We start from the raw sequence: 18,433 nt of genomic DNA on the forward strand, positions 1-18,433 counted from the left end.
CTCGCGACCATAAAAAAGGCTCGACGGCGCAGCGCGCCGTCGAGCCGTTTTCATTTTGCAGCGATCAATAACGCAGCGCCCGAAAAAGCACACGCATATGACTCACGGTTCGAGATTCAACTCCTGAATCTTGCGCATGATCGTATTGCGCCCGATGCCGAGCCGCTCGGCCGCTTCGACCTTGCGTCCGCGCGTGAAGTCGAGTGCTTCGCGAATCACAGCTGCTTCGAACCGGCGCGACAGTTCATCCATCACATCGGCGGCGTTCTCGCGCAATAGCTTCGCAACTTCCGTGCGCAAGCCGCTTTCCCATGCGGCAACGGGTGACGGAATTGCCACACCGCCCGCCGCAACAGGCACACCCATCGCGGGCGCCACGCCGTTCGTCGCACCGCCGTTGCCTACGGCACCTTCCATCGATGCCGACGCCGAAGCTGTCGCATACTCCGCCCCGGCCTGCTGCGTCGACACGAGATCGGGCGGCAAGTCCTTGATCTCGATGGTCTGCGCGGGCGCCATCACGGTGAGCCAGTTAGCGAGATTCTCAAGCTGACGCACATTGCCAGGAAACGGCAGCGACGTCAGATACGCCAGCGCCTCATCCGACACGCGCTTCGGCTCGACACCGAGATCCCGTGCACTCTTTTGCAGGAAGTGACGCGTGAGCAGCGGAATATCTTCGCTGCGCTCACGCAACGCGGGCAGACGCAAGCGGATCACATTCAGCCGGTGATACAAGTCCTCGCGGAACAGCCCTTGGCGCACGCGCGATTCGAGGTTCTGGTGTGTCGCCGCGATCACGCGCACATTCGCACGCAACGGGTTATGTCCGCCGACACGATAGAACTGACCATCCGACAACACACGCAACAGACGCGTCTGCAAATCGAACGGCATATCGCCGATTTCATCGAGAAACAGCGTGCCGTTCTCAGCCTGTTCGAAGCGGCCCTGGCGCATCGCCTGCGCGCCCGTGAACGCACCACGCTCGTGACCAAACAGTTCGGATTCCAGCAGATCTTTCGGAATCGCCGCCGTGTTCAGTGCGATGAATGGACCGTTCGCGCGTGGGCTATGTCGGTGCAAGGCGCGCGCGACAAGTTCCTTACCGGTGCCTGATTCGCCTGTAATGAGCACGGTCGCCGCCGAATGCGACAGCCGGCCGATCGCGCGGAACATGTCCTGCATCGCGGGCGCCTGGCCAAGCATCTCGGGGGCTTCGGCCACGCGGTCATCCCACGTATGCTCGCCGCGTACGCTTTCATCGACGGCGCGTCGAATCAGTTCGACCGCTTTATCGACATCGAAGGGCTTGGCGAGGTATTCGAATGCACCGCCCTGAAACGCGGCCACGGCGCTATCGAGATCGGAGAACGCCGTCATGATGATGACGGGCAAGCCGGGCACGCGGTCGCGCACGGTCTGCAGCAGTTCCAGCCCGGAGCCGCCTGGCATCCTGATATCGGAGACGAGCACTTGCGGGCTGTCGTGTTCCAATGCGCCCGCGGCTTCGCGTACGTTGGCGAAACTGCGCGTCGCGAAGTTCTCCCGTGCGAGTGCTTTTTCGAGCACCCAACGGATCGATTGATCGTCGTCTACTATCCAGATCGGCTTCATATAGGTCCGTCAGAAGTCTTGTAATGCGTGTGGTGTCAGCAGCAATCGAGTCTCAGCAGTCGAGTCTCAACAACTCAGCGGCAAGAGAATCTGAAACTCGGTATGACCCGGACGGCTTTCCACTTCGATCGTCCCTTCGTGTTGTTGCACGAAAGTCTGCGCGAGCGTCAGGCCAAGACCGCTACCGTCTTCGCGGCCCGATACGAGCGGATAGAAGATGCGGTCGCGTATGTCTTCGGGAATGCCGGGTCCGTTATCGACGATATGCAAGTCCAGTGCCAGCTTGCACAGCCGTTTCGCGATCGTGATCTTGCGCGCGACGCGGGTGCGCAATTCGATGCGCGCATCGCCCTGCTGGATGCGTTCGCGCAGCGCTTCGGCGGCATTGCGCACGATGTTCAGCAGCGCCTGGATCAGTTGCTCCTTGTCGCCACGCAGATCAGGCACGCTCACGTCGTAGTCGCGCTCGATCGTGAGACCGCGCGGAAACTCCGCGAGGATCACGGCACGCACGCGCTCTCACACTTCGTGGATATTCACGTCGCCGACGATATGCGGATGACGATGCGGTTCGAGCAGGCGATCGACCAGCGTCTGCAGCCGGTCCGATTCCTTGATGACGACCTGCGTGTACTCGCGCAGTTCGTCGCGTTCGCGCGCACCCAGTTCGAACTCGAGCAACTGGGCCGCGCCGCGAATCCCGCCGAGCGGATTCTTGATCTCATGCGCGAGATTGCGGATCAGCTGCTTGTTCACGGCCGTCAGGTCGTGAATGCGCTCTTCGCGATCCGATCTCAGATGGCGCTCGTTCTCGAACAGCTCGAGCAGCACATAGTCCTGCGCACTCTCCAGATAGCCGACGATCGCATGCACGTGCAGCGGCTCATGGCCGGGACGTTCGAGCACGGCATCGAGATGGGTCGCATGAAAACGGTGGGCGGCGATGGCGGCGATGGTCGCCGTCAGTTCTTCGCCATTCGTGAAGATGTCGGGCCATGCCATTTGCGTCAACTGGCGGCGCGACATTTCGAGCATCGACTCGGCCGACGGATTCGCGAACGCGACACGCAGCGTCCGTTTGTCGAGCACGAGCACAACAGTGGGCAGCGCCTCGAAGCCGGGCAACAAACCGGAATCGACGAGTGGCGCATCATCCGACAAGGCGTCGGTGTGCCCTTTTCTGGCTTTGATCAGGTTCTTCAATACCATCTTGCAGCCGGGTCTCGATAGCCTTCTATGGGACCAAAGCGATCGTCGTGACGTTCACTCCGGTCGACAGGAGATGGTGAAGCGTGCTGCTTTTTATGCGACTCAGCACGCGGTTCGATCTGACAACACTCTGCAACAGCCATCTGCAACAAAAACGTCACCACTTTCGATCCAACGAAAAAGGGACGGCGCTGCCGTCCCTTTGTGGCCGATCGCAGCGTCGGGGCGCACGCTTCGCTCGCAGGTCGCGAACGAGGCGCAGCGCCACGTCCAGCGATTACAGCGAGTAGTACAGTTCGAACTCGACCGGGTGCGTCGTCATACGCACGCGTTGCAGCTCGCCTTCCTTCAGTTCGAGGTAAGCGTCGATCATGCCGTCCGTGAACACGCCACCGCGCGTCAGGAACTCACGGTCTGCGTCGAGTGCTTCCAGCGCCTGGTCGAGGCCGGCACACACGGTCGGGATCTTTGCATCCTCTTCCGGCGGCAGGTCGTACAGGTTCTTGTCAGCCGCTTCGCCCGGATGGATCTTGTTCTGCACGCCGTCCAGACCTGCCATCATCAGTGCCGAGAAGCACAGGTACGGGTTCGCGAGCGGATCCGGGAAGCGCGTTTCGATACGGCGGCCCTTCGGGTTCGCAACGTGCGGAATACGGATCGATGCCGAACGGTTACGTGCCGAGTAAGCCAGCTTCACGGGTGCTTCGAAGTGCGGCACGAGACGCTTGTACGAGTTCGTACCCGGGTTCGTGATCGCGTTCAGCGCGCGAGCGTGCTTGATGATGCCGCCGATGTAGAACAGCGCGAATTCCGACAGGCCAGCGTAGCCGTTGCCTGCGAACATGTTCTGGCCGTCCTTCCAGATCGACTGGTGAACGTGCATGCCCGAACCGTTGTCGCCGACGACAGGCTTCGGCATGAACGTCGCCGTCTTGCCGTACGTGTGCGCGACGTTGTGCACGATGTACTTCAGCTGTTGCGTCCAGTCAGCGCGTTGAACCAGCGTCGAGAACTTCGTGCCGATTTCGTTCTGGCCTTGACCAGCGACTTCGTGGTGGTGCACTTCGACGGGGATGCCGATCTGTTCGAGCAGCAGACACATTTCCGAACGAATGTCCTGGAACGTGTCCACGGGAGCGACCGGGAAGTAGCCGCCCTTCGTGCCCGGACGGTGACCCGTGTTGCCACCTTCGAATTCCTTGCCCGACGACCACGGTGCTTCTTCCGAACCGATCTTGACGAAGCAGCCCGACTGGTCGGCAGCCCACTGGACCGAGTCGAAAATGAAGAATTCGGGTTCCGGACCGAAGAAGGCCGTGTCGCCGAGACCCGTGCTCTTCAGGTACGCTTCAGCGCGCTTTGCCAGCGAGCGCGGGTCGCGCTCGTAGCCCTTGCCGTCAGCCGGTTCGACGACGTCACAGGTCAGCACCAGGGTCGATTCTTCGTAGAACGGGTCGATGAAGGCCGTGTCGGAATCCGGCACGAGCAGCATGTCCGACGCTTCGATGCCCTTCCAGCCTGCAATCGAAGAACCGTCAAACGCATGGCCGCTTTCAAACTTGTCTTCGTCGAATGCCGACACCGGCACCGAAACGTGTTGTTCTTTGCCACGCGTGTCGGTGAAACGGAAGTCGACAAACTTGACGTCCTCGTCCTTGACGAGCTGCATGACGTCGGCCACGGATTTACTCATAACCTATCTCCTGATTAACGAATTCGGCGGGTTCAGCCGCCGCCCAATCTAGCTGACCAGCCTCGATGCGTCCACCCCTCCACTGCTGACAGGCGGGGAAATGTGATGCTGGCATCGGGCCATGTCGATCGGCACCAATAAAGCAGCTTCCGTGCCATGTTGTAGTTCCGCGTGCGCCACCGCGTTGCAGCCCCAATGGAGACGCGCCTTCGCGGGGAATCGTCAGACACCGTTTACGGGAATCTTTCCGCGCCGCGACAATTGAATGCACCATGAACGTGCATCTCGATAATCTGTGACTGCTTAACACTCCATTATGGTGCATCTCGCGCATTCTGCACCATTGGCGAGCATACGTGCTGCACACCGGATTTTGCCGCGGCGTGCGCGTGTCCGGCACTCGCCAATTCGACAGCTTGCTAGAATGATTTTTTGGCCCCAAGGAGATTTGCTGTCATGAGTACGCTCGAACAGTTGTACAGCCAGGCTGACAAGCGCCGCGTCGACAACCAGCTTCCGTACGCGGGCGCCGTCACGCCTGCCGAGGCATTCGAGCTTCTGCAACTGGACCCGCGCGCCCGTCTCGTCGATGTGCGCACGCGCGCCGAGCTGGATTGGGTCGGCCGCCCTGTCGTCGGCGATGGGCAGTACGCGCATGTCGAATGGACGCGCTATCCGGGTGGCGTGCCGAACACCGAATTCCTCGATCAGCTCCGCCAGGTCGCTACGCCCGATACGCCCGTGCTGCTGCTGTGCCGCAGCGCCGCGCGCTCGAAGCTGGCAGCCGTCGCCGCAGCGCAGGCCGGCTTCACGAAGGCGCTGGATCTGCTGGAAGGCTTTGAAGGCGACAAGGATGGCCAGGGGCATCGGAAGACGGTGTCGGGCTGGTGTTTCCGTGGACTGCCGTGGATCGGCGCTTGAGCGGTCTGTACGCGCATCACGCTGCATAAGAAACGCGGCGGCTTCTTCTCAAATAGACGGCGCGCGGTAATCACCGTGCGCCGCTTTCTCTCTGCATGGTCCGCGTGCGATGTGACATCCGGATGATGCTGTCCGGCACGGGACGCGTTGCACGTCCCGTTCAGGCTTCGCGTCGCTCAGGCGCGCGGCTGCGCGTCCGGCTCGACGATATCGCCGCCCAGCAGATGCACGCCTTCGCGCAGCTTCACGAACGCCGCCGCCACAGCCTCCGGCTCGCCCTTCACGCCGAGATCGATATGACGGCGTGCATAAATGCCGCCGCGCTCCGCATCGCCGACGCTCGGCAGACTGAACACCCGCACGCCCGGAAAGTCATGCTCGATCTTTTCCATCAGCGGCGTCAGCGTCGATTCAGGCAACTCGAACACGAGCAGCGACTTCTCGGCATGCGGCGTCGAATGATGCAGATGCTGGTACTTCGTATCCAGCACCCATTCGATCATTGGCCAGGCCATCACGGGGAAGCCCGGCACAAAATGATGATCGCCGAAAGAGAAACCAGGAATCTTGTTGTAGCCGTTCGGAATGATCGACGCGCCGCGCGGATACGTGCCCATGTTCAGACGATGCAGGTTTTCCGGCGAGTTGAAATCGACGGGCGCGGGTGAGCTGGCGGGATGCATCTCGCGGATACGCTCCTGGATCAGCACCTTTGCTTCGGGATGCAGTTCGAGCGGCACGGCAAGCGCGGCGGCCGCGCACTGGCGGGTGTGATCGTCCGGGGTCGCGCCGATGCCGCCCGTGGAAAACACGATGTCGCCCGACGCGAATGTGCGGCGCAAGGTGGCCGTGATGCGCTCGGGATCGTCGCCGATGTATTCGGCCCACGACAGCGACAGGCCGCGCGCGCTCAGCAACTGGCTGACTTTCGGCAGATGCTTGTCGACCCGTCTGCCCGACAGGATTTCATCGCCGATGATGATGACGCCAAATGCCATTGAAGCCTCTTGGCTCTCGTCAGTAGGAAACAGGCGCGGTGCCGCGCGCGCCGTGGGGACCGTGATGACCGTTGCCGCCGTGCTCGCCGGCGCGCATGCGCTGCAGCGCGCGCAGGCAGTAGTAGCCGAACCACAGCGCCGTGAACACGAGGATAAAAGCATAGATCCAGATGGTGACGGCAGTCATCACAGGGAACAGCACGATCAGCCAGACGGACGACGCCCAGATCAGCGTCGGCAGTGAGCCGAGCAAGCCGCTCGCCACGCCGATCAGCAACAACGGCAACCGATGCTGGCGCACCAGCGCGCGCCGCTCGTCGGCGGTGGCGTGCAGCGACAGCGCGTCGTAAGTCATCACGCGATACGTGAGCCAGCCCCACAGCAGCGGCGGGATCAGCGCGAAGAACGGCGGAATCAGCCAGAGCGGCAACGTGATCACCAGCACCAGCAGACACAGCAGCGTGGTCCATATGGAATGCACGAGGCTGCCCGCGAGCGTGCCGCCGCGCCGCATTTCCAGCCCGGAAAATTGCCGCTTCGACAGATACTTGATCACGGCGGGCATCGACAGCGTGGCGATCAGCAGCAGCACCGTGACGACGATCAGCGGAATCGCGACGGCAATCACGATGAACGGCGCCACCGCCGCATGCAGCGACGAGAACCCGAGCCAGTCGAACAGGCCGTAGAGCGTCGTGGTCAGCGGCCAGCTTTCGAGCCAGCTGCGCGTGGCGCCGATCAGCGTCTGCCACGAAAACCATAGCCCCACACCCCAGACAATGGTCGCCGCCGCGAACGGCATAAACGTCAGCCAGAGCATGCGAGGATGAAGCACGGAAGAAAGCGCGCGCCCGAACGAGCGCAAGAGGTCATTCATGCGTAGTCGATGACTTGATGGAAAAGCAGGGAAAGGAAAGCAACGTGGACAGGATAAACCACGTCGGGTGTCAGCGTCGAAAGTGACAGCGGACGCTGGATGCTGGAAGTGCAGACATGGCCGCGGCAGGCGCGTGACAGCCGAAGGTCACGCGCGCGCGGAACAGGCGGCTAACGCCCTGGCTGGCGAAGCCCTTGTGCCGCGCCCTGCTGGTTCTTGCCGGTGATGCGATGCGCGATGCGCACGAACGCGAGCCAATGCTGCGCCCAGAACCCTTCGCCGTAGTGGCGGCCGCTGAGTTGATCGCGAATGCCCGTCGGCTCCATTTCGCGGCTCCACGACGCGCTGCCGAACAGCATGTCCCACCACGGAAACAGCACGCCGAAGTTGCAGCCATACTTGAGCCCTTCGTGACCGTAACCGATTGCATGATGGCGGCGATGGAAGGTCGGACTGACCAGCAAGCGCTCGCCGAGCCAGCCGAAATACAGACGGATGTTCGCGTGCTGCACGCTTTGCGCGAGATTCGTGATCGCGACGAGCACCACGAACTGCGAAGGCGGCACGCCGATGAACAACGCGATCACCGCGAAGAAACACGCCTGCAGCAGATCGTCGAGCAGATGGTTGCGGTCGTCGGCCCACAGCGACATCTGCTGCTGGCTGTGATGCACGGCATGCAGTTCCCACCACACGCCGATCTTGTGCTCGCCGCGGTGATACCAGTAGCCCGCGAAATCGAGCACCAGCAGATACATGATGAAGGTGACGAACGGCTGCGTCGTCACGCCCGGCCACAGATTGTCGAGTTCGATGTTGGCGATGCCATGCAGACGGAACCAGCCTTGCACCGAATCGAAGAATGGCTGCAGCGCGAAGAAGAAAAACAGATTGAGAATGCCGAGCTTGGCGATCCACGTGTACAACACGTCGACGCGCACGGCCTTGCGATCCTTCCACTGCTCGACGGGCCGCAGCGCTTCGAGCGGACGCAGTACTGCGTACATCGCGAGCACTTCCAGCACACCGACGATCACCCAATAGAGGCTGTCGTAGGTGTCTTCGTCGTAGTCCATCAGGTTGAAACGGAACAGCAGCGGCTGCACGACATCGACGTACAGCAGCGTCTGGATCGACGAGATGAAACTATCGAGACTGGAAGCGATCAGGTGGAACATGGTGCTCTATATGCATCGCGGTTCTGCTTCACTGCGCGTCTTCATGGCGCACTGAATGGCCCAATGCGGGGCTCGATGCGTGGCGCGCCGGCTGTGCGCACCACGCATGTTGCCTGCTTCAGGCCCCGTTCGGCGCAGTGACAGGCGCGCGGTTGAAGAAATAGATGCCGTGCGGCGAGCGGCCGACAGCGATCGTCTGAATGAGCTTGTGCGTTGTCAGATCGATCACGCCAACGTGCTTCGCGAAACGGAACGTAACCCACAGATAGCGTTTATCGGCGGAAAGTTCCATGTCGTCCGGTCCCGGCATCAGTCCCGTGATGTCGCCGACGTTGGTGAGCGTGTCTTCATCGATGATGCTGATGGTGCTGGCCACCCGGTTCGACACGGCCACATGCTTGCCGTCCGCGAGCGAACGGAAGTTGTGCGCGCCCTTGCCCGTCATGATCGTCTTGACGATTTTCTGGTTGCGCCAGTCCACCACGGCCACGTAATCCGCGCCCGTCATGCCGATCAGCAGATATTTGTCGCCAGGCGTCATCCACAGGCCCGCCGGCACCTTGCCGACCTTCATCTTCCACTTGACGGTTTGCGTGGCGAGATCGACGGCAGCGAGTTCACCCGACACCTGCAGCGTGACGAACACCGTCTTGCTGTCGTTCGTGAACGCCATGTGACTCGGCATCACGGCGAGCGGCAGACGGCTCGCGAGCGTCATGTTGTGGCCGTCGTAGTGATAGATGTCGAGACGATCGAGCCGCAGGCCCGTCGTGCCGAGCCATTTGCGGTCCGGCGAAAAACCGATCTGGTACGGATCTTCGATGCCTTCGACCCAGCGCTGCGGCTTGCCCGTTTTCGGATCGACGAACATCAGGTTGTTCGAGACCGAATTCGCGACGATCAGCGACGAATTGTCCGGCGTGGGCATCAGGTGATGCGGCTCCTTGCCGGTCGGCACCGTGTCGACCACCTGGCGCGTCGTCTCGTCGATCAGGCTCAGCGTGGCTTCGCCGGAATTGAGCACGATCACGTTATTGGCGTAGACGGCGGTGGAGAAAAAGCTTGCTGCCGCGACGAGCGCCGCGCCTGCTGCAAACGTACTGGGCAAGCCGGAAAGGGAAAATTTGCGCATGAAGACTCACATCAGGGGACAACCGCCATTGTAGAACGTTTGCGTGACGCAACGGTTGACCTTGATCGGGAGAAATCAACGGCTTGCGGCGCCCTGTCGCGGGGTCGTATCGGACGGCCGGAACACCGTCCGTTTCCATTTCCGCCGCCGACCCGTTTCAACGATTTCCGCTCGCGCAAATCCGGGCGCGTCCCAAACCGACGCGCCGGGACCCGCTATCGCTGCATCGACTCCCAGACCTTGTGGAGCCGTTTGACGGAAACCGGCATCGGCGTGCGCAATTCCTGCGCGAACAGCGACACGCGCAACTCCTCCAGCAGCCAGCGAAACTCGGCGAGCCGCGCGTCAGGCACGCCGCCCCGCTGGGCGAGCGCGCGCTGGTAATGCTGTGCGAGCGGCTGAAGCTCGGCGAACTGACGGGCGTCGCGTGCCGGGTCCGCTTTCAGCTTGTCGATGCGCAACGCGATACCCTTCAGATAGCGCGGAAAGTGCGTCAGTTGCGCATACGGCGTATCGACGACGAAGCGCTTGCCGATCAGCGCGTCCAGCTGGCCGTTTATATCGGCGTACGCTGCGGCAAACGGCTTGGCCTGCGCCATCTTTTTAACGACCGCCGAATACTCGCCCAGAATCTGCCCGGCAAGACGGGCAATTTCCTGCGCGAGCAAGGTCAGCCGGCTACGGCCTTCGTCCTTGCGCGCGTGGAAGGTCGCGTCGTCATCGGGCAATGGGTCTTGCAGGCAGGCGCGGTCGAGTGCCGTATCGATCAGCTGATCGCGCTGTTCTTCCTGCGTGCCGCGCGGCATGAACTGCATCGCCATTTCGCGCAAGCCGGGCAGGTTCTTTTCGAGGTACTTGATCGGCTCACGCAATTGCAGCGCGAACAGCCGCCGCAAGCCTGCCCGATGGATGCGCGCCGCCTCGTCCGGCGAATCGAACACTTCGACGTCGCAATGCGTGCCGCGATCGACCAGCGCCGGATAGCCGAACAGCGTCTGCCCGCCGCGCCGGATTTCGAGGAGTTCGGGCAGCTTGCCGAAATTCCACGTCGTCAGGTTTTCATATAGCGCGGTGGCGGGCGCGGCGGCGCCCTCGGTCGCCTTCGCCGTATGCGGCGCAGGCGAAGCGCCGCGCACACTGCTCTTCGCACCCGCTGACGGCTGCCGCGCAGCAGCATCGCCGCCCGTCGAACCCGCATTCGCGAGCGCCGCGCCCGCCGCGCTCGATGCGATCTTCTGGAACTGCTGCTGCGCCTGGCCGCCCAGTTCCGCGCGCAGTTGCGCGAGATTGCGGCCCATCGCGAGCTGTCTCCCGTGCTCGTCGATCACCTTGAAATTCATGAACAGGTGCGGCGCAAGCGTTTCGAGCTTGTAGTCCGACTGCTTCGTCGCGATCTGCGTCTGCTCGCGGACATCGGCGATCACGGTGTCGAGCAGACCGCCCGCGCCGAACTTCGGTCCGCTATGCCGTTCGACGAAACCCGCCGCGAATTCCGGCAACGGCACGACGTGACGGCGCAGCTTTTGCGGCAGCGACTTGAGCAGCAGTTGCGTCTTTTCCTTCAGCATGCCGGGCACCAGCCACTCGACGCGCCGCGCATCCACCTGATTCAGCGCGTACAACGGCACAGCAAGCGTCACCCCGTCGCGCGGCGAGCCGGGTTCGAAGTGATAGCTCAGCGTCATGTCGACGCCCGCCATCGTCATGCGCTTCGGGAACAGGTCAGTCGTGACGCCGGCCGCCTCGTGACGCATCAGATCGTCACGCGACAGATACAGCAGGCGCAGCTTGTCTTCCTGCTGGCCGCTCTTCTTCACTTCATCGCGATACCAGCGCTCGAACGCGGCGCCCGTGTGGATGCCGTTCGGAATCGTCTGGTCGTAGAACGCGAAGATCAGTTCGTCGTCGACCAGCACGTCCTGACGGCGCGACTTGTGCTCCAGTTGCTCGATATCGGCGAGCAGCTTGCGGTTGTGCGCGAAAAACGCGAGCTTCGTGTCGAACTCGCCTTCCATCAGCGCGCCGCGAATGAACAACTCGCGCGCGCGCACAGGATCCTGCTTGCCGAAGCTCACACGTCGCCGGTGATACACGGGCAAGCCGTACAGCACCGCGCGCTCGAACGCGCTCACCTGCGCCGCGCGCTTTTCCCAATGCGGCTCGGACAGCGACTTCTTCAACAGATGCGCGCCGACGCGCTCGACCCATTCCGGCTCGATCTTCGCGATGCAGCGCGCGTACAGCCGGCTCGTCTCGACGAGTTCAGCGGCCATCACCCACTTGCCCGCCTTCTTCACCAGCGCCGAGCCCGGCCACAGATAGAACTTGATGCTGCGCGCGCCGAGGTAGTACGGCTCGTCGTCGGCCTTCAGACCGATATTGCCGAGCAGGCCCGTCAGCAGCGCGAGATGGATCTGCTCGAAGGTCGCTTCGCTTTCATTGATGCGCCAGTTGTGCTCGCGCACCACCGTCAACAGTTGCGAATGCACGTCGCGCCATTCGCGCAGCCGCAGATGCGACAGGAAATTCTGCTTGCAGGCGTCCGTCAGCTGTTTGTTCGACTTCTTGTGCGCAACGGCTTCTTCGAACCACGCCCAGATCTTCAGCCATTGCAGGAACTCGGAGCGCTCGTCGGCAAACTTGCGGTGCGCCTGATCGGCCTGCTCCTGCGCGTCGATGGGCCGGTCGCGCGGGTCTTGCACCGACAGCGCGCTAGCGATGATCAGCACTTCACGCAGCGACTGCTGATCGCGCGCGCCGAGAATCATCCGGCCAACACGCGGATCGAGCGGCAGGCGCGCGAGTTCGCGGCCGAGCGGCGTCAGCGCGTTGTCATCGTCGACGGCGCCGAGTTCGTTCAGCAACTGATAGCCGTCCGCGATCGCGCGGCCGGGCGGCGGCTCGATAAACGGGAAGGTTTCGATCGCCGTCAGGTGCAGCGACTTCATCCGCAAAATGACGGACGCGAGCGACGAACGCAGGATTTCCGGGTCCGTTAAACGCTGACGCGCCTGGAAATCGGTCTCTTCGTACAGCCGGATGCAGATGCCGTCGGCGCCACGGCCGCACCGCCCTGCCCGCTGGTTCGCCGCCGCCTGCGAAATCGACTCGACCTGCAACTGCTCGACCTTGTTACGGTACGAATAGCGCTTCACGCGCGCGAGGCCCGTATCGATCACATAGCGGATGCCCGGCACCGTCAGCGAGGTTTCCGCGACGTTGGTCGCGAGCACGATGCGCCGCGCATTCGACGGGCGGAACACGCGCTCCTGTTCGGCAGCCGAGAGCCGTGCGAACAGCGGCAGAATTTCCGTGTGCGGCGGATGATGCTTGCGCAGCGCTTCCGCCGCGTCGCGGATTTCGCGTTCGCCGGGCAGGAACACTAGCACGTCGCCGGGGCCTTCGCGGCAGAGTTCGTCGGCGGCTTCGACGATCGCGTCCATCAGGTCGCGGTCGGTTTCGCGCTGACTCTTCGGCCGGTCGCGTCCTGTATTGCCTTCCGCCGACTTCACGGCGGGCGAATCTTCCGCGACGGGCCGATAGCGGACCTCGACCGGGTACAACCGCCCACTCACTTCGATCACGGGCGCAGGCTTCTCGTCGCTGCCGAAATGACGCGCGAAACGATCGGCATCGATGGTCGCCGACGTCACGATCAGTTTCAGATCGGGCCGCTTCGCCAGAATCTCTTTCAGATAGCCGAGCAGAAAATCGATGTTCAGGCTGCGCTCGTGCGCTTCGTCGATGATCAGCGTGTCGTAGGCCTTCAGCAGCGGATCGGTCTGCGTTTCGGCGAGCAGGATGCCGTCCGTCATCAGCTTGACGGAGGCGCCGGGCGCGAGATTGTCGGTGATCCGCACCTTGTAGCCGACCACTTCGCCGAACGGCGTGCCGAGGGCTTCGGCAATGCGCCGCCCCGTCGCCGATGCTGCGATCCGGCGCGGCTGCGTATGGCCGATCAGCCCGCTGCCGCCCGCGCCGAGTCCGCGCCCGAGCGCGAGACAGATTTTCGGCAGCTGCGTGGTCTTGCCCGAACCCGTTTCGCCGCTGACGATCACCACCTGATTATTCGCAATCGCGCGCGCGATTTCCTCGCGACGGCCCGAGACAGGCAGCGCTTCAGGAAACGTGATGGGCGGAATGGGGTTCGGCTCGACGACGCGCGTGGGTCTGCGCGGCTCGCGGGGCTCGCGGGGCTCGCGCGGCGCGTTGCGTTGCCCGTCCCCGCCCGCCTGATTACCGGCCGGCGGCTTGCCTTGCGGATTGCGTTGCGGGTTCGCCTGCTGCGGGCCGCGCTTGCCCTGCTGCTCGCGCTGCGCGCCTTTTTGCTCGCCTCGTTGCGCACCTTTTTGCGGCGCGCGCGGGCCGCCTTCGGGCGTGCTCGCGCGCTCATGCTGTTTCGTGCCGCCGGGCGCAGGCGCTCCCGAACGCGGCGCATTCGCAACATTCACGGAAACGTCACGACGCGCCGCATCGCCGCGCGCATCGGACGACGTGTCCCGAGCGCCGCGCGGCGCGGGCCTGGCAGCATCTTTCGCGGCCGTATCGGCCGTGTTTTTCGTATCGGCTCCCGTGGAGCTTTTGGGTACATTCGACATGGGGGCGCATTATAATCCGGGGCATGAATTCCCAAACCGACCTCGTCCCCCCGCCCGCCAGCTCGCCGGCCCCATCCGGCGACGCGGAAACCCTGTTGCAACACGCGCAATTCGTCGACTGGATGCGATCGGTCGCGCCGTACATCCACGCGTTCCGAAACCAGACGTTTGTCGTCGGCTTTGGCGGCGAGGTCGTGCATCAGGGGCTGCTCAACGCGCACGTGTCCGATATCGCGCTATTGCAGGCGATGGGTATACAGATCGTGCTCGTACATGGCTCCCGTCCGCAAGTCGAAGAGCAGATGAGCCTGCACGGCGTCGAGTCCGAGTTTTCGCACGGCATGCGCATCACCAATGCGCGCGCGCTCGAATCCGCGAAAGAAGCGGCCGGCGAAGTGCGTCTCGACATCGAGGCCGCGATCAGCCAGGGCTTGCCGAACACGCCAATGGCGCACGCGCACATCAGCGTGGTGTCGGGCAACTTCGTGACGGCGCGGCCTGTCGGCATTCTCGACGGCGTCGATTTCCAGCACACGGGCGTGGTGCGCAAGATCGATGCCGAATCGATCCGCCAGTCGCTCGCGAGCGGCAAGATCGTGCTGCTCTCGCCGCTCGGCTTCTCGCCAACGGGCGAAGCCTTCAATCTGTCGATGGAAGATGTCGCGTCGGCGGCTTCGATTGCACTGCGTGCCGACAAGATCGTGTTCCTCACCGAAACGGAAGGCCTGCTCGACGAAGAAGGCGCGCTGCTGCGCGAACTGTCGCTGGATGACGCCTACCGTCTGCACGAAAGCGGCGCGGTCACGGGCGACGCCGGTTTCTATCTGAAGCACTCCATTCGTGCGTGCCGCGGCGGCGTGGCGCGTTCGCACATCATTCCGTACGCGCTCGACGGCAGCCTGCTGCTGGAACTGTTCCTGCACGATGGCGTCGGCACGATGATCTCGTACGAGAACCTCGAAAGCCTGCGCGAAGCGACGCCGGATGACGTCGGCGGCATTCTCTCGCTGATCGAGCCGCTTGAAATGGACGGCACGCTGGTGCGGCGCGGCCGCCACCAGATCGAGCGTGACATCGACCATTTCTCGGTGATCGAGCACGATGGCGTGCTGTTCGGCTGCGCGGCGCTCTATCCGTATCCGCAGGAGCGCATCGGCGAAATGGCGTGTCTGACGGTCTCGCCCGAAGCGCAGGGCACAGGCGACGGTGAACGCCTCCTGAAGCGCATCGAGCAGCGCGCACGGGCGCGCGGCCTCACGCGCATCTTCGTGCTGACCACACGCACGGAACACTGGTTCCTCAAGCGCGGCTTCGTCAAGGTCACGGTCGACGATCTGCCGGAAGACCGCCGCCGCCTCTACAACTGGCAGCGCAAGTCGCTCGTGCTGATGAAACAGCTCTGAGCGCGCACAATAGCGCCACGCCATACCCCACCGATTACAGGAGAAGCACAGCATGACTCGCATGGTTCAATGCACGAAGCTCGGCAAGGAAGCCGAAGGTCTCGATTTCCCGCCGCTGCCGGGCGAACTCGGCAAGCGGATCTACGAGAGCATTTCGAAGGAAGCGTGGCAACAGTGGCTCAAGCAGCAAACCATGCTGATCAACGAAAATCGCCTGAACATGGCCGATCCGCGTGCGCGTCAGTATCTGATGAAGCAGACGGAAAAGTTCTTCTTCGGCGAAGGCGCCGATCAGGCTACGGGCTACGTGCCGCCGGCAGAAAGCTGAACGCCTGCGCGTTTCGCGTCGAACACCAAAAAATCCGCGCTGCATGCGCGGATTTTTTTCGCCCATCGCTGCCGCGCGCAGCCCGCTCCGCCCGCGGCAAATTGAACGAAACCGTTAATCCCACGCGGTTTTTTCAGCACCCGCCGAATTCCCGCAATCCCCCGCCAGGCAACGGATTGCGCGCCTCCGCCGGACCCGCGCCGGACGGGCGGATTGCACGATCCTCGCTTATCGTGCTATCATGTTCATCGTTCTGACAGCTTTAACCCTTCATTCGCGTTTAGTTCGCACTATGGCCGCCATGCGCGCCGGGTCGGATTGAACTGTTTTTATACAAGAAGGCTTGTCGGTTGTTCCGTTGCAAATTGCGCCAATGAACTGGCGCGATCCAGAGCGACGCCTCGCCGGCCTTTTTCGTTTCAAGCCTTTTCAAGCGGCATGAGCGCACCCCGTGCGTGACTGTCCTCCGGTATCTGCCCCCCTGCAAGGCCACGTGGGTACCAACGTTTAGCAGCAACTAACGAGTGCAATTTCGCGACGACCTTCGCGCTGCACGGGCGTTACTTTTTCTGCGCGAAGTGCTGATGCACGTCTGCGCGGTACGCCTTTGCGCGGTCCGTGCCGGGCAACCTGCCCGATGCCTTGACCGCTCGCGAAACTGCACTTACCAGCAAATCCGTGGCGGAGCGCTCCCCGCGTTCGGCCGCAGTCATAGGAGTATTCACCTTGACCGCTTCCAGCAACGGTTTCTGGCGACATAAAAACAAAGACAACAGCCTGACTCTCGACGACATCACCGTCGTCGACAATTCCCTTCTCAAGCGTGCCGTCGGCGCCATGGCGCTCGGCAATGCGATGGAATGGTTCGATTTCGGCGTGTACAGCTACATCGCCGTGACCCTCGGCAAAGTGTTCTTCCCGTCGAGCAGCCCGTCCGCGCAGCTGATCGCGACGTTCGGCACGTTTGCCGCCGCGTTCCTTGTGCGCCCGATCGGCGGCATGGTGTTCGGTCCGCTCGGCGACAAGATCGGCCGCCAGCGGGTGCTCGCGATGACGATGATCATGATGGCCATCGGCACGTTCGCGATCGGCCTGATTCCGAGCTACAACTCGATCGGCATTCTCGCGCCGGCGCTGCTGCTGGTCGCGCGTCTCGTGCAGGGCTTTTCGACGGGCGGCGAATATGGCGGCGCGGCGACCTTCATCGCCGAGTTTGCGACGGATCGCCGCCGCGGCTTTGCGGGCAGCTTCCTCGAATTCGGCACGCTGGTCGGCTATATCCGCGGGGCCGGCACGGTTGCCGTGCTGACGGCGTCGCTGTCGCAGGAAGCGCTGCTGTCGTGGGGCTGGCGTGTGCCGTTCTTCATCGCGGGGCCGCTGGGTCTGGTCGGCCTGTATATCCGGATGAAGCTCGAAGAAACGCCGGCGTTCAAGAAGGAAGCCGAAGCGCGCGAAGCCGACGAGAAGGCGCGTCCGAAGCAGTCGTTCGCCGAATTGCTCGCGCAACAGTGGAAGCCCCTGCTGCAGGGTGTCGGCCTCGTGCTGATCTTCAACGTGACCGACTACATGGCGCTGTCGTATCTGCCGAGCTATCTGTCGGCGACGCTGCACTTCAACGAGTCGCACGGTCTGTTCCTCGTGCTCGCCGTGATGGTGCTGATGATGCCGATGACGATCTACGCAGGTCACCTGTCGGACAAGATCGGCCGCAAGCCGGTGATGATGCTGGGCTGCGTGGGTCTGTTCGTGCTGTCGATTCCTGCGCTGCTGCTGATCCGCACGGGGGCCGTGTTGCCCGTGTTCAGCGGGCTGCTGATTCTCGGCGCGCTGCTGTCGACGTTCACGGGCGTGATGCCGTCGTCGTTGCCGGCTCTGTTTCCGACCAGGATCCGTTATGGCGCGCTGGCGATTGGCTTCAACGTGTCGGTGTCGCTGTTCGGCGGTACGACGCCGCTGGTTACCGCGTGGCTGGTCGAACGCACGGGCAATCTGATGATGCCGGCGTATTACCTGATGGGTGCTTCTGTCATCGGTATTGTTTCGGTGCTCGCGCTGCGTGAGACGGCGCGCAAGCCGTTGCTCGGGTCTGGGCCTTGTGTCGCGACGCGTGCTGAGGCGCATGCTGTGCTGCGCGGTGAGCGTGAGGCGGCTGAAATTGAAGAGGCTTATGCTAATGCTGTGACGGCGCGGGCTTAAGCGAACCTGGTTCGCGCGATGTTTTGAAATAGGTCAGCGTTGGTTGGCCTATTTTTTTCTTTTTCTGGCATTCGGTGGTTGAGCTTTCGCTGGCGTCCGCGTTTTGTTAGTGGTGCTTCAGGCGTTGCCCCTGTGCGGGGCGGCACCTACTTTTCTTTGCCGCGGCAAAGAAAAGTAGGGGCGGTTTCAAGATACAAGTGCAACAGGTCCGATTAGGATATGTTGCATGGGAAAGAACTACGAACAGTTGAGCGCCGAAGAGCGCGGTGTGATATTTGCAATG

At 62.6% G+C, this 18,433-nt stretch carries 11 protein-coding genes and 1 pseudogene; 4 read left to right on the forward strand and 8 right to left on the reverse strand.

The window, feature by feature from the left end; translation table 11 throughout:
- Positions 1 to 102 precede the first annotated feature (102 nt).
- From ntrC to glnA, 3 genes and pseudogenes are all read right to left on the reverse strand, one after another.
- Positions 103 to 1,617 (reverse strand): nitrogen regulation protein NR(I), encoded by a 1,515-nt coding sequence (gene ntrC, locus DK391_RS32645; protein WP_109482135.1) that lies wholly within the window; start codon positions 1,615 to 1,617, stop codon positions 103 to 105.
- Between the two features lie 66 nt (positions 1,618 to 1,683).
- Positions 1,684 to 2,826, reverse strand: a pseudogene (glnL, locus tag DK391_RS32650) (nitrogen regulation protein NR(II)).
- 277 nt (positions 2,827 to 3,103) lie between these two features.
- Complete coding sequence (gene glnA, locus DK391_RS32655; protein ID WP_109482136.1) at positions 3,104 to 4,519, reverse strand: type I glutamate--ammonia ligase; 1,416 nt, start codon at positions 4,517 to 4,519, stop codon at positions 3,104 to 3,106.
- A gap of 456 nt (positions 4,520 to 4,975) precedes the next feature.
- On the opposite strand from glnA, the gene DK391_RS32660 reads away from it, so the two are divergent.
- A complete protein-coding gene (locus DK391_RS32660; RefSeq protein ID WP_109482137.1) occupies positions 4,976 to 5,440 on the forward strand; it encodes a rhodanese-like domain-containing protein in 465 nt (154 codons plus the stop codon).
- Between the two features lie 176 nt (positions 5,441 to 5,616).
- On the opposite strand, the gene DK391_RS32665 is transcribed toward DK391_RS32660, so the two are convergent.
- The 5 genes from DK391_RS32665 to hrpA form a co-directional block, all read right to left on the reverse strand.
- A complete protein-coding gene (locus DK391_RS32665) occupies positions 5,617 to 6,438 on the reverse strand; it encodes a molybdopterin-binding protein (RefSeq protein WP_109482138.1) in 822 nt (273 codons plus the stop codon).
- 19 nt (positions 6,439 to 6,457) lie between these two features.
- Complete coding sequence (locus tag DK391_RS32670; protein WP_109482139.1) at positions 6,458 to 7,315, reverse strand: EI24 domain-containing protein; 858 nt, start codon at positions 7,313 to 7,315, stop codon at positions 6,458 to 6,460.
- A 170-nt stretch (positions 7,316 to 7,485) separates the two neighbouring features.
- Positions 7,486 to 8,493 carry a sterol desaturase family protein gene (locus DK391_RS32675; protein WP_109482140.1) on the reverse strand — a complete coding sequence of 336 codons (1,008 nt, stop codon included), beginning with the start codon at positions 8,491 to 8,493 and terminating at the stop codon, positions 7,486 to 7,488.
- A 118-nt stretch (positions 8,494 to 8,611) separates the two neighbouring features.
- A complete protein-coding gene (locus tag DK391_RS32680; protein ID WP_109482141.1) occupies positions 8,612 to 9,625 on the reverse strand; it encodes a beta-propeller fold lactonase family protein in 1,014 nt (337 codons plus the stop codon).
- A gap of 215 nt (positions 9,626 to 9,840) precedes the next feature.
- Entirely contained in the window at positions 9,841 to 14,223 is a 4,383-nt protein-coding gene (gene hrpA / locus DK391_RS32685; protein WP_109482142.1) for an ATP-dependent RNA helicase HrpA, read from the reverse strand.
- A gap of 23 nt (positions 14,224 to 14,246) precedes the next feature.
- On the opposite strand from hrpA, the gene argA reads away from it, so the two are divergent.
- From argA to proP, 3 genes are all read left to right on the forward strand, one after another.
- Positions 14,247 to 15,626 (forward strand): amino-acid N-acetyltransferase, encoded by a 1,380-nt coding sequence (gene argA / locus DK391_RS32690; protein ID WP_109482143.1) that lies wholly within the window; start codon positions 14,247 to 14,249, stop codon positions 15,624 to 15,626.
- A 52-nt stretch (positions 15,627 to 15,678) separates the two neighbouring features.
- Positions 15,679 to 15,954, forward strand: coding sequence for an oxidative damage protection protein (locus DK391_RS32695; protein ID WP_109482144.1), 276 nt, complete (start codon positions 15,679 to 15,681; stop codon positions 15,952 to 15,954).
- Between the two features lie 726 nt (positions 15,955 to 16,680).
- Entirely contained in the window at positions 16,681 to 18,150 is a 1,470-nt protein-coding gene (gene proP / locus DK391_RS32700; protein ID WP_109482145.1) for a glycine betaine/L-proline transporter ProP, read from the forward strand.
- The last annotated feature ends 283 nt before the right edge of the window (positions 18,151 to 18,433 follow it).

The organism is Paraburkholderia sp. C35, assembly GCF_003121405.1.
Lineage (GTDB): Bacteria > Pseudomonadota > Gammaproteobacteria > Burkholderiales > Burkholderiaceae > Paraburkholderia.